Here is a 13,545-nt window from a genome sequence, read left to right as displayed (position 1 = left end):
AGACTGTTTGAGTGAATTGTTCAATGCTTTGATTATCAGTGATTTTAAAACGAATTGAACTCATTCGTATGCTGATGTACCCAGAGAATACGACTGTCCTAATCTTGTTTGTTATTTTCTGAATATCCGGTCAACGTCTAACGAAAGCCCTACGGAAAAATTGGTTCCCGTTGTATAGGGCGAATTGGCGTAATAATAATCAGGACGATAGTTGAACAGGTTGTTGACGGCCATATTCACATTGATTCCTCTCCATACTCGTTGCGTGAGAGTCAGATTCCACATGGTATAACCCGGATAAGTAACCTTTTCCGTTCCGGCATTCGGATCGTTGGAGGTATACTGGTTTGTTTTCACTTGCGACAAAGCACGTCCGTCGAGTGACAGGTTGAAGTCATAGTGGTCCCACGTTTTGCCGTATTCCAGTCGTACTGTAGCCGAGTGGGGGCGGGTAGAAGTGGTCTTTGCCTGTCCCTCGCGCATAAACTCATGGATGTACGTGTACGAGATGCGTGCGCCTATGCCGCAGGGATATTTGGCAGAAACATTGGCATCGATTCCGGCGATGTCCACCCGTGGAGTATTGGTATATATTTGAGCAATTGTTCCGTCGGTATCTCTGAAAGAGCTATAATCAATGCGGTCGTGCACCAGGTTATAATAACCCGTCAGCGTGAAGTTGTAACGATTCTTGGTGTATTCTCCCGAGAGTGAGAAGTTGTGGCTGGTTTCCGGGTTCAGATCCGGGTTACCATAAATCATCATGGTGCTTGCCATGTAGAAGTCCATGTGCATCTCCTTCAGGGTGGGCGAACGGAATCCTTGCGCATATGATCCTCTCAGGGAGCAGTTTCCTATCTTGTACATCAATCCCAGATGGGGTGAGAAGTGGCGCACGTTCGATTCGGAGAAGTAATCGAACCGCAATCCGGCAATCACGTTGAAGTGTTCCGTCGGGTTCCAGTCGAATTGTCCGAAAGCGTCGGCAGAGTGCATCGTGTAATCACCGTTGTCTTCAAATTGGTACGACATCAGGTAATCTCTCAAGTAATCCGCTCCGACGGTCAACGTGTTTTTATCGTCGAACGTGTAGTTGTAAAGGGCGCGTACGCTGTGTTGCACGTTGCTGTAGTCGCGGATGTCATTCTTGTACGATACCAGATAGTCACTCTTGTCGTACTGGTCGAATGTATAGGCAACTTCCAGGTTGCTTTGGGTATTTAAGTCATAGTTCCCTTTCAGTCCGCCGCTGAATCCGCGATAGCGGTTCTTGGTCTCCGGTGATGCATCCCGTTCACGGAAATAATAACCGGCACGTGCCGTCAGCCGTAGCTGTTCGTTCGGGGTGAACATCAGTCGTTCCTTCACATTCCAGGTCTTGTTGCCATTGATGGTTGTATAGTCTCCCTGTTTCACGTCGTAGGAGTCTATGTTGGTATATTGCACGTTGGTTTGGCTGTAGAACTTACCGGCATTGAACCCCACCGTACCGCCGTGTCGCTGGTCGTTGTGTACTCCAAAACGGGTATTGAGGTTCAGGTTCCACGGATCATCCGAAGCCTTGGTGATAATATTGATTACGCCGCCGATGGCATTCGAGCCATACAGCGTAGAAGCTGCCCCTTTCACGATCTCCACCCGCTCCACGTTGTCCAGGTTGAGGCGGTTATAATCTACATTGTTAAGTGTCTCTCCCGCCAGGCGTTCGCCGTCTACCAGGAAGAGGACGGCGTTACCGCCGAATCCTTGCATGTTGAGTTGCACCTGTTGGTCCATCGAGTAAGAGAATTCGATGCCTGGTAGTTCTACCTGAAGCAATTGTCCGATATTCGTGGCATCCACCTTTTTCAGATCGCCCGCTGTGATTACCCGGGTGATGATGGGAGCATCTTTCAGCAGTTTCGGGGTACGTGTTCCGGTGACGACTATTGTACCCAGATCCATCAGGTCTTCTTTCAGGACGAAGTCGAGACGGCCTTGCCGAGCAGCCGTTGTTTTCTTTGAAGTCGTTACATAGCCGACGAATGAGACCTGAATGGTGTACTCCTTCTGGTCCGGAAGTGTCAGGGTGTAGTGCCCTTCCGTGTCGGTGGTGGTACCGACGGATGGCTTTTCTTTCAAAGTGATGGTAGCGCCGACCAGTGCTTCTTTGTCGGTATCGATCACTTTACCGGATATTTTATGTTGTGCGGCAGCTACACTTGTCAGCAAGAGGCTTGCGAAGAGGCAACATGCCTGTTTAAGTAGTCTTTGCATATTTATTTTATTTGTTTTTATCTTTATCAGAGGGGGATTACGGTTCGTATGGATACAGGTAATCAAAAGTCATGTACCCTTTGGCTCCTTTGGCGTTCATATAACTCGTCAGACGAATGGCAGCCATGGTGCCGTCCTCCATCCTAAGCAGATATACCTTATTGGACGGAGTGTAAATGGGAGGCATCTCTCGGGTGTCTACATCGAGCCATTTTGAGAGCTCCGGATTGTAGTCCGACGGGGCGTAGATCAGGTATCCGTCATCCTCCATCATGTGTGAGACGTCGATGGCAATTTTGTTCGTCGTCCATTCGTCTGCCACGAATGTTCCTTGCGGCATGCTGTCCGCATTCTTCAGTGCATTCAGGCTCTGGAAGTCGGTTTCAAGCACTTCACCGCCATTCGTCTTTACATCATACCGATGAATGGCGAGGTCCCATGCAGCCGGATCTTCTGCGCCTTCGGAGGTAATCTTGGCCGAGTCAATCCGCAGGGTGTGCAGGTTGATGTAGTTCCACTTTGTATATTGGGTTGCGTCCACCCGGACTGTACCGCTGTGATTGGCACGGTCTATTGCAATGAAACCGAAATCCTTTGCAGTTTCCGGTTCGTCATAGATGTTACTCAATATCCCATTACAAGCTGAGAACGATACGAGTATCGTTCCCAGCAGAGTAAAGTTCATTAACAGAGAATGTATTTTCATGTAAGTGAGATTGTTCTGTTATCAGGTCTATTCTGTTCTTAACTTATTTATTTGCCGGTACGTCACCTTTGGCGAAAGTGATAGTCAGTCCTCCCATCACGGCCGGCACAGATATTTCAAAAGAAGGAGCCGCTTTCGCTGCGTCGATGGTTCCTTTCAGGGTGCAATCATACGTTTTGGGATCTTTTCCTGCCATGGCCATTACGGTCTCTCCTTCTCCGCTAAGGGTGTACGCATTGCTTTCTGATTTTACGATCGCATTGTTGATGGTGAACTCACCGAAGGAGTCGGAAGTGTATGTCACGTTCACGGTCCCGTCTTCATTAGCAGTCACTTTGATCGTCTGGTCTGCCGCATATTCTCCGTTAGGGAAATATTGCGCTACGGCTTTGGTATAACCCGCGTAAGAGCCTGCAACCATTGCCGCCGCCGGAGCCTCTCCCTGAGTGAAAGTGATAGTCAGCCCGCCCATCACGGCCGGTACGGATATTTCAAAAGAAGGAGCCGCTTTCGCCGCGTCGATGGTTCCTTTCAAGGTGCAATCATACGTTTTGGGATCTTTTCCTGCCATGGCCATTACGGTCTCTCCTTTTCCGCTAAGGGTGTATGTATTGCTTTCTGATTTTACGGTCGCATTGTTGATGGTGAACTCACCGAAGGAGTCGGAAGTGTATGTCACGTTCACAGTCCCGTCTTCGTTAGCGGTCAGTGTGATGCTTTGCTTGTCGGCATATTGTCCGGCAGGGAAATATTGCGCTACAGCTTTGGTATATCCGTCGTATTTTCCGGCTACCACTTGGTTGAGGGGTGTTTCTTCATTCTTGTCGTCATTGCAGGCTGCGCAGGCGCACAACACAAACATCATAGTCAGTAAATTCTTAATTCTCATTTGTTTTCTTATTTTTAATGTTAGTATTCTGATAAATGTGTATGTCTTACTATTATATAAGTATTGAATTATTTTTGAATTCGGATGCAAAGGTAGGCTCAATAAAAAGGGCTTACAATACCTAAATAGTGTGAAAAAGAACTTGGCGGATACCCATAAATAAGTAAGCTCTTTTGAGGATATTATCCGTTTATCCTGCCGGATTTATAGTGTTTTTGTCGCGCTTATGGGAAGCAAAATGCTGAGAAACAGCCCCGTTACAGCACATTCATTTTTGTATTGTCGGATAATATCATTGGTCCGACTCCCTATATGTGATTACCGGTTGCCTGATAATTAGGCATTAATAGGTATTGTCTTCCCACAGTGCTCTGCGTACTTTTGTGCCATTACTAAAATTTCGAAGTTATGATGGAATTAATCAGCAAAACCCGTAATGGAATGATAACCTACTGTGCCCACTGTAAAGTGTATCATCTGGAATTTGGCAACCTCTTCTTTCGTCTGTCCGAGGCTGGTCTTGAATGTCTCCGCAATTATATTGTATCAATCAACGGATCTTATTGTGAGAAGGTAAACCGGAAAATGAATGCTAACCGGAAGATCTTTCTGAAGTTGCCGGCACAGAATGTTTATTTCTGTGTCTGCCAGGCTGAACTTGAAGAACTGAAGTCTCTGGTGTTACTACAGGCACCGGTCGGTGAAGAGGCAGACCACCTGATCTCTTTTATGTATGATATTTCATTGAACTAATTTGTCTGCCGGACTGTTTTAAAAGTAGATAAATATCTTATCGATAATGGTACATTCTCACGAACATCATCATGAGCACGTCCATGAGTTGACGTCGCTCAATAAGTCTTTTATAATTGGCATTACGCTGAACATTTTGTTTGTCCTCGTTGAGTTCGGCATCGGTTTCTATTATGATTCTTTGGGTTTACTCTCCGATGCCGGACACAATTTGGGCGATGTGGCAAGTCTTGTGTTGGCTATGCTTGCTTTCCGGTTGGCAAAAGTGCACCCTAACAGCCGTTATACGTATGGTTATAAAAAAAGTACGGTATTGGTATCTTTGCTCAATGCTGTCATCCTTCTGGTTGCTGTCGGTATTATCGTCACTGAAAGTGTGGAGAAATTATTTCATCCTGTTCCCGTTGAAGGTGCTGCCATTGCTTGGACAGCCGGGGTAGGGGTAGTCATCAACGCCATCACAGCCTGGCTCTTTATGAAGGACAAAGAAAAGGATCTTAATGTGAAGGGAGCTTATCTGCACATGGCTGCCGATACGTTGGTATCAGTGGGAGTAGTCATTTCGGGTATTGTCATCATGTACACCGGCTGGACGATTGTCGATCCGATTATCGGTCTGGTGATTGCTGTTATAATTGTTATATCAACCTGGGGCTTGCTGCATGACAGCCTTCGCCTCTCACTTGATGGAGTCCCTGTAGGCATCGATAGTGGGAGGATCGGACAGGTTATATTGGAACAATCTGGGGTAGAGGGATACCATCATCTACACATCTGGGCGTTGAGCACTACCGAGACAGCCTTGACTGCCCATATTGTGATAAACGATTTACGCCGTATGGAAGAGGTGAAGCACAAGATCAAGAACGAACTGGCACATGCCGGTGTCAGCCATGTCACTTTAGAGTTTGAGTATAAAGGGGCTTGTTGTGAAGGGGAAGATTGTATGTGTTGAGAAAATCAGTTCTTCTTGAAAAGCAATTTGTCAATCTGATATTTAAAACGTGTCAGAATCCCCTGTTTGGCTTCCTGTCCGGAGGCCTTGGAAAAAAACGCAGGGAAATCGCTTCACTCTTTTTTGTATTGGCAGATATTACATCCGTCCGGTTGCCATCCGATAGCAATTGGAATCCATTTTGGTAAATAAGGGTCTTCTTTTATATTTCTACTTTCTATTTGATCATTTGTCTATAACTTGGACAGTAGGTGAAATAGAAGGAAAAGATCTTTTCAATGTCTTTTCCTCACTTGGATAATACCTTCCACTCCGTATCATTATGGTATATTAGCCGGAGGGTTACGCCATCCCCGCCGGATGGCGTAACCCTTTTGTGTTTATCCTTACCCGTTTTTGCCCGGAAGTCCGTAAATTCACCCTGTTTATACTGCCCTGGGAAGGGGGGAATCCGTTCGCTTCTGCCGAATTTTCTTCTGTTTGCTCTCTTATTGCGGTTGTACGTGTTAGTGAATTCTTTTCTTTTGCATCTTTTTGTTAATGATCTACCCCATATGTCTATCTTTATGTTTATAAATACTTTGCAGACCTTGGAAATTACTTCTTCTTTTACTATAACCGAAAACAGTTTTTTACGTACCTTTGCACCACTAACAACTAAAATTAACCTTTTTATTTATGTTTACTGACTTATTGCACTCCTCTTATTTCTCGCTCTTCCTTATCGTAGCGTTAGGCTTCATGTTGGGAAGAATCAAGATCAAGGGGCTATCGCTCGATGTGTCGGCGGTCATCTTCATTGCCCTTCTTTTTGGGCATTTTGGTGTAATTATCCCAAAGGAACTGGGTAATTTCGGATTGGTACTTTTCATTTTTACGATCGGTATCCAGGCAGGTCCGGGATTTTTCGATTCTTTCCGTAGTAAAGGGAAGACGCTGATCATCATTACACTTCTTATCATTGCTTCGGCCTGCTTTACGGCTATCGGTTTGAAGTATGCTTTCGATATAGATACTCCCAGTGTGGTAGGTCTGGTTGCCGGAGCGCTGACCAGTACGCCGGGTCTGGCTGTTGCCATCGACAGCACCAATTCTCCATTGGCGTCTATCGCTTATGGTATTGCCTATCCGTTCGGTGTGATTGGCGTCATCCTGTTCGTGAAGCTGTTGCCTAAGATTATGCGTATTGATCTTGACAAGGAGGCCCGTCGCCTCGAGATAGAACGCCGGGGACAATTCCCGGAGTTGGGGACCTGTATCTACCGCATCACGAATCCGAGCGTATTTGGCCGCAGCCTGATGCAGATCAATGCACGTGCCATGACAGGAGCCGTTATTTCACGTCTGAAACATCAGGAACAGATATCCATCCCGACAGCCCATACAGTGCTTCGTGAAGGAGACTACATCCAGGCAGTGGGTAGCGAGGAAGCATTGACCCAACTGGCCGTACTGGTGGGTGAACGTGAAGAAGGTGAACTTCCATTGGAAAACACGCAGGAGATAGAATCGTTGCTGTTGACCAAAAAGGACATGATAAATAAACAGCTGGGCGACTTGAACCTGATGAAGAATTTCGGCTGTACCGTGACCCGTGTTCGCCGAAGTGGTATCGACCTTTCACCGTCACCCGATCTGGCACTGAAGTTTGGTGATAAACTGATGGTGGTGGGCGAGAAGGAAGGTATCAAAGGAGTAGCCCGTTTACTGGGAAACAATGCCAAGAAGCTGTCCGACACCGATTTCTTCCCTATTGCCATGGGTATTGTGCTGGGAGTCATTTTCGGTAAGCTTAATATCTCGTTCCCTGGAGGATTATCTTTCTCACCGGGATTGACTGGTGGTGTGCTGATGGTGGCTTTGCTGCTGAGCGCGGTGGGTAAAACAGGTCCTATCCTCTGGTCTATGTCAGGCCCTGCCAACCAGTTGCTCCGTCAGTTGGGATTGTTGCTTTTCCTGGCCGAGGTAGGCACATCGGCCGGTAAGAATCTGGTTGCTACTTTCCAGGAGAGCGGTTTGTTGCTGTTCGGAGTAGGTGCGGCCATCACCCTCGTACCGATGTTGATCGCTGCGTTCGTTGGGCGTCTGGTGTTTAAAATCAGTCTGCTCGATTTGCTGGGTACCATAACCGGTGGCATGACCAGTACACCGGGGCTTGCCGCTGCCGATTCCATGGTAGACAGCAATATCCCGAGTGTAGCTTATGCAACGGTATACCCGATTGCAATGGTATTCCTGATCCTGTTTATACAGGTGATAGCAACGGTAGTATACTAAGTTATTCCACCGGAGAGTTCCGGGGGCATGTCAAATTTTACCACAGAGGACACAGAGTGACACAGAGATAATTCTAAGTTGTTGATTACTATAGTAAATACTCTGTGCTACTCCGTGGTGAAAAGACTTTCGACGCACCTCCATGACTTAAAAATCACTCTGTGTTACTCTGCGCCTTCTGTGGTGAGTTTTTCAGTGGAATCCGATTCCTTTTCCTTCCCTTTCCAAACCTTTTCTTGCGGATTTTGTTTCCATCCTTGTAACTCTAATCCCAAGAATTATGGACGCTGCAAATACATCGAATACTTCTGATAAGAAAAAGTTTATCTGGCTGGTGATATTGCTTATCATCGCTTTTGTCGTTGCCATTGTATGGTGGTGGAACTATCGGAAATACGTCTCTACGATAGACGCAAATCTCGATGGCGGCCGTGTCAACGTTTCCGCCCGTGTGATGGCTCCGCTGTCTGCGGTCTTCAAACACGAAGGAGACAGCGTGAAGAGAGGTGAATTACTGGCCATGCTGGACAGTACGGCGACTGAGAATTGCCGGATCGTTTCGCCGGTAGATGGCCTGATAGCCAAACAGTGGGTGGTTCCCGGCGATTTGTTGCAGCCGGGCGAAAACATCTTCACTCTGAACGAAGGTAAAGAACTCTGGGTGGCTGTCTATTTGCAGGAGACTAAATTTAACGAGATCCGTATGGGACAATCGGCCCTTTTCACCCTCGACGCCTATCCCGGACTGACGTTTTATGGAAAGATTTTCTACATTGGTGCCAACGCTGCATCCGAGTTTTCCCTGATTCCTCCCGATAATGCTTCCGGCAATTATACGAAGGTAGCCCAAAGGATTCCATTGAGAATCTCGATCGACCGGGTGGAAGGGAAAGAGAAATTGAAAGCAAATCTCCGCCTGCTTTCGGGGATGTCTGCTAACGTGAAGATTATCAAAGAATGAAAGAAGGTTCTTCTTATAAGTGGATCGTACTGGGCAACATTATGATAGGCACCTTTATGGCGGTGCTGGACTCTACTGTTGTCAACACCGGACTGCCTGTGATAATGGGTACGCTCGGTGCGGACATCAATGTGGCCGAATGGGTACTGACGGGATACATGCTTTCGATGGCAAGTATTCTGCCTGCCGCCGGATGGCTGTCCGAACGCTTCGGTTATAAAAAGATCTATTTCTTATCCTTGCTTGTCTTTACAGCCGGCTCCTTCATGTGTGGAAGTTCGTCCACTATCGAAGAACTTATTTTCTGGAGGGTGATCGAAGGTTTTGGATGTGGCATGCTCCTTCCCGTCGGTATGGCTATTGTGAGCGATGTATTTCCGCCCGAACAACGGGGGACGGCATTGGGATTCTGGTCTATCGCTTCCGCCGCTTCGGTCTCTTTTGGTCCTACCATTGGTGGATACCTGGTTGATTACATGGACTGGAACTATATCTTTTACGTCAATATCCCGATAGGGATTCTCGCTTTGATCGTAACTGCCATTGTACAGAAGGAACATGTGAAAGGAACCAAAGTTCCCTTCGATATTCCCGGCTTCATTACTTCTGCCATTTTCCTGCCTGTCTTTATGTATGGGCTTTCCGAAGTCAATTCGTCCACCAACTCCATGGGATGGAACAGCCCCGTAGTGCTCGGAGCTATGTGGATTGCGGTGGTCACCTTTATTTTGTTTCTCTACTTTGAGTTCACTGTCAGGACACCGCTTATCAATCTGCGCCTGTTTGTTGACAAGGACTTTGCGTTATCCAACCTGATCCTGTTTGTCTTTGGTATCGGTATGTTCGGCAGTACGTTCCTCATTCCTCTTTATTTGCAGGACAATCTGGGGTACTCTGCTTTGCAGGCCGGTATGTTTTTTATGCCTGTGGGCATTATCCAGGGAGTCGCTTCGCCTTTATCGGGTAAACTGATGCAGCGCATCAATCCCAAAGTCTTTATTGTGTCGGGCATTCTGTTGATGGCCGTCAGTTTCTATATGAACTATTACCTCTCTTTCCTGACCGAAAAGTGGTATATTATGCTGAGTCTCTATTTGCGTGGGTTGGGTATGGGCTTGCTTTTCACTCCGTTGCTGACTCTGTCGTTGGTGAATATCCGTAACAGCGATATGGCACAAGCCTCCAGTATCACCAATATTGTCCGGCAGATGGGAGGAAGTTTTGGGGTGGCCATCTTCAGCCATCTGCTGACGCAGCGTACGGCTTTTCATACACAGCGATACAGCGAAGCCCTGAACTATACGGGAGACGTATACCGCCAGACTATCCACTCTTTAAGCCGCTTCATAGAACATACGGGAGGCAACACACCCGATACCGCCAAGGAAGTGGCAGAAATGCTGGTACTGAAGCGTATCGATCTGGAGGGATATATCAGTGCCATCAACGACGATTTCTTCATTGCCTTTATTGTCACGTTGCTGTGCGTTGTTCCGGTACTGTTTCTCAGGACGAAAAAAAGATAATGTATGTAGTTTCGTACTTACATATAGGTATGAAGTGAATGATTTATCACTTCATTTTATTACTTTTGCCACTTATTCAATAACCGTATCTTAAAAACAACAAAAAACATGCGACAAACAATTGCTTCAAAAACTCCCCGTATCGAGGTTGTAGATGCCTTGCGCGGCTTTGCCGTAATGGCGATCCTGCTGGTTCACAACCTTGAACATTTTATCTTTCCTGTGTATCCCGATGCTGCTTCCCAGCCGGAGTGGCTCAATATTCTCAACGAAGGAGTGTTCAGTGTCACGTTTTCCCTGTTCGCAGGAAAAGCCTATGCCATCTTCGCTCTGCTCTTCGGATTAACGTTCTACATACAATATGCCAATCAACAGAAGAAAGGGAAAGATTTCGGTTACCGTTTTCTCTGGCGTCTGCTCCTGCTGGGTGGTTTTGCTACCTTGAATGCAGCGTTCTTTCCGGCGGGAGATGTCCTGCTGCTGTTTTGTGTGGTCGGTATCTTTCTGTTTATTGTCCGCAAATGGAGTGACCGGGCAGTATTTATCCTGGCTGTCTTCCTGCTGTTGCAGCCCGTGGAGTGGTACCACTACGTGATGAACCTTGTCAATCCGTCCCATTCCTTACCCGATTTAGGAGTAGGGCAGATGTATGCTGAAGTGGCGGACTATACCAAAGAGGGAGATTTCTGGAAGTTCATCTGGGGGAATGTGACCTTGGGGCAGAAGGCGAGCCTGTTTTGGGCGATAGGTGCAGGGCGTTTCCTGCAAACGGCCGGACTGTTTTTGCTGGGAATGCTGATCGGACGGAAACAATTATTTGTCACCTCGGAGAGCACGACCCGTTTCTGGGTAAAAGCACTGATCTGGTGTGCTGTGTTATTCGGTCCTCTCTATCAGTTGAAAGTACAATTGACGGATGCCGGCCAGCCGGACATGATACGTCAGACGGTGGGTGTGGTGATGGATATGTGGCAAAAGTTTGCTTTCACAGTAGTGCTGGTTGCTTCGTTCGTATTGTTATACCAAACGGAAAAGTTCAGGAAGCTGACTGCCGACTTGCGCTTTTACGGTAAGATGAGTCTGACGAACTACATCTCCCAGTCCATTGCCGGAGCCATTATCTATTTCCCGTTTGCGCTCTATTTGGCGCCTTATTGCGGGTATGCCGTCAGTTTGCTGATCGGTTTTCTGTTCTTCCTCTTGCAGGTTCGCTTCTGCAAATGGTGGTTGAAAGGACATAAGCAGGGACCGTTGGAAAGCCTTTGGCACAAACTGACCTGGCTTCGTTCGGAATAAACGGGTGGAGTGAATCCATCGGCCGTTCGTACACAAAGCGGCTGTGTCAAAACTCACCACAGAGGACACAGAGTAACACAGAGGAGATTTTAAGTTGTTGATTATTAATAAAAAGACTCTGTGCTACTCTGTGTTACTCTGTGGTGAAAAGAGTTTCGACACAGCCCCGCTTCTGTATATGACACCGTTATACTTGCCAGCCCATTGTTTTCTCTTGTATGGACCATAGCTTGTAATAGAGTCCTTCCCGTCCGATCAGTTCTCGGTGTGTACCTTGTTCCGTGACGCATCCGTTTTCAAGCACGATAATCTTATCCGCGTTCTTGATGGTCTTCAGGCGGTGTGCGATGACAATCACCGTCCGTCCGGCAATCAGCGTGTTGATTGCTTTCTGTACATCTACTTCATTCTCCGGATCGAGGGAGGCCGTTGCTTCATCCAGCAATACGACGGGAGCTTCTTTCAAGATGGCACGTGCGATGGAGACGCGTTGTTTTTCTCCTCCCGAAAGCGTACAACCTCCTTCGCCCACCATCGTGTCGTACCCATTGGGGAGTTTCATGATGAATTCGTGGCAGCAGGCTTTCCGGGCGGCATCTTCGATTTCTTCATCCGTAGCGTCTGCTTTTCCGAAGCGGATGTTGTTCTTTATGGTATCCTGAAACAGATAAACATTCTGGAAAACCATGGAGATCTGCTTCATGAGGGCTTCCGGTTCTATCTCCGACATGTCGGTGTTGTTGAAGGTAACTTTTCCCTGTTGCGGGTCGTAGAAGCGGGCGCATAGTTTGAGCAGCGTGCTCTTTCCGCTGCCGGAAGGGCCGACCAGCGCAGTAAGACATCCTTGTTTCAAAGTGATGGAAATGTCATGCAGCACTTCCGTTTCTCCGTAGCCGAAGGTGACGTGCTCAAAACGGATGTCACCGCTTTGGGGACTCTGTTTGTTCCCTTGCATTTCCGGTTCGCGCATCAGGCTCAGGATACGTCCGCCTGCGATAGAGAAGTAGCGGAACTCCGCAAAGTTGGTCAGTGCCGAAGTCAATGGATCGAACACACGCGAACCGACGATCAGAAACATGACGAAAGTCAGCAGGGAAAGTTCGCCGCCTATCAGCAGATAGGCACCGCAGAGGATCATCAGTGTCAGTCCTGCCCGGATAAGCGTGATGGACAATAGCACAAAGGGACCCATTAACGCTTCCTGACGCATGCTGGCACGACGTAATTCTGCGAAGGCATGGCGCAGACGTTCGAATTTTCCTCCTAACAGGTTGTAAGCTTTGATGATGCGTATTCCCTGCAAGTATTCTTCAAGGCGGCTGCCGGCATTGATTTTTGCTCGGATATGCTTTTTACCGAGACGCATCTGCAACCGGTTGCTGCCCAGCAAAACCAGTACGGCCAGAGGGAGGGCAATGAACATGGCTACAGACATGCGCCAGTCAATCCAGAGCAGAGAGAAGAAGGCGAGGAGAGGCATCACAAGAGCCCCCATCAATTGAGGTAGATGGTGGGATATGCCTGTCTCGGCAAGGGTAAAGTCGCTGATCATCATGCTTGCCAGGTCGCCCGGATCATGACGGAACAGGCTGCCAAGGGGAAGTTTACGCAAATGCTCTGCGAGTTCGATCCTTCCTTGGGCACTCATTTCGTAGGCTCCGCGGAAGTTATATCTGTATGCCTGTCTTTCGGCCATAGCCATGACGAACATATAGGCGACAAGGATACCGAAGATGATCCACAACCGTTGCATGTCCGGTCCCTGCCCGCTGCCGTCAAAAGCGCGAAAAAGAATATTGACCACTTCGATAGACAGCATAAACGGAATAATGTTCACTAAATTAGCGAGTACAGTGTAGCCGACAGGTTTACGCAGGCGTTCCGTGTGGCCGATGGTGATATTTTTAATTGCATTCATTGATTTAT

General features: G+C 47.5%; 10 protein-coding genes. 6 read left to right on the top strand and 4 right to left on the bottom strand.

Annotated elements, in window-relative coordinates:
* Nucleotides 1–111 precede the first annotated feature (111 nt).
* Genes G7Y45_RS15030 through G7Y45_RS15020 form a run of 3 tightly spaced genes read right to left on the bottom strand, consistent with a single transcriptional unit; the run spans nt 112 to nt 3,851 of the window.
* Entirely contained in the window at nt 112–2,256 is a 2,145-nt protein-coding gene (locus G7Y45_RS15030; protein WP_165015239.1) for a TonB-dependent receptor, read from the bottom strand.
* A 37-nt stretch (nt 2,257–2,293) separates the two neighbouring features.
* Nucleotides 2,294–2,962, bottom strand: a complete 669-nt coding sequence (locus tag G7Y45_RS15025) for an HmuY family protein (protein WP_005778396.1) — start codon at nt 2,960–2,962, stop codon at nt 2,294–2,296.
* A 43-nt stretch (nt 2,963–3,005) separates the two neighbouring features.
* Entirely contained in the window at nt 3,006–3,851 is an 846-nt protein-coding gene (locus tag G7Y45_RS15020) for a calycin-like domain-containing protein (RefSeq protein ID WP_032541472.1), read from the bottom strand.
* Between the two features lie 408 nt (nt 3,852–4,259).
* Here G7Y45_RS15020 and G7Y45_RS15015 point away from each other — a divergent pair, with 408 nt between their 5' ends.
* The 6 genes from G7Y45_RS15015 (at nt 4,260) to G7Y45_RS14990 (ending at nt 11,619) form a co-directional block, all read left to right on the top strand.
* Nucleotides 4,260–4,604 carry a DUF6686 family protein gene (locus G7Y45_RS15015; RefSeq protein ID WP_005778393.1) on the top strand — a complete coding sequence of 115 codons (345 nt, stop codon included), beginning with the start codon at nt 4,260–4,262 and terminating at the stop codon, nt 4,602–4,604.
* A 46-nt stretch (nt 4,605–4,650) separates the two neighbouring features.
* Nucleotides 4,651–5,559, top strand: a complete 909-nt coding sequence (locus G7Y45_RS15010) for a cation diffusion facilitator family transporter (protein ID WP_005778390.1) — start codon at nt 4,651–4,653, stop codon at nt 5,557–5,559.
* A 678-nt stretch (nt 5,560–6,237) separates the two neighbouring features.
* Nucleotides 6,238–7,836, top strand: coding sequence for an aspartate:alanine exchanger family transporter (locus tag G7Y45_RS15005; protein ID WP_005778385.1), 1,599 nt, complete (start codon nt 6,238–6,240; stop codon nt 7,834–7,836).
* Between the two features lie 280 nt (nt 7,837–8,116).
* On the top strand, nt 8,117–8,797 hold the full coding sequence (locus G7Y45_RS15000) for an HlyD family secretion protein (protein ID WP_032537032.1): 681 nt from the start codon (nt 8,117–8,119) through the stop codon (nt 8,795–8,797).
* Entirely contained in the window at nt 8,794–10,323 is a 1,530-nt protein-coding gene (locus tag G7Y45_RS14995; protein WP_005778382.1) for a DHA2 family efflux MFS transporter permease subunit, read from the top strand. Before G7Y45_RS15000 ends, G7Y45_RS14995 begins: the two co-directional genes overlap by 4 nt.
* 108 nt (nt 10,324–10,431) lie before the next feature.
* Entirely contained in the window at nt 10,432–11,619 is a 1,188-nt protein-coding gene (locus G7Y45_RS14990; protein ID WP_005820617.1) for a DUF418 domain-containing protein, read from the top strand.
* A 187-nt stretch (nt 11,620–11,806) separates the two neighbouring features.
* Here G7Y45_RS14990 and G7Y45_RS14985 read toward each other — a convergent pair whose 3' ends face one another.
* Nucleotides 11,807–13,537 carry an ABC transporter ATP-binding protein gene (locus G7Y45_RS14985; RefSeq protein WP_005806679.1) on the bottom strand — a complete coding sequence of 577 codons (1,731 nt, stop codon included), beginning with the start codon at nt 13,535–13,537 and terminating at the stop codon, nt 11,807–11,809.
* Nucleotides 13,538–13,545 lie beyond the last annotated feature (8 nt).

The organism is Bacteroides sp. ZJ-18 (genome assembly GCF_011038705.2).
GTDB lineage: Bacteria > Bacteroidota > Bacteroidia > Bacteroidales > Bacteroidaceae > Bacteroides > Bacteroides hominis.
Note: the sequence above shows the minus strand (reverse complement) of the source record. Positions and strands in the feature narration are given on the sequence as shown.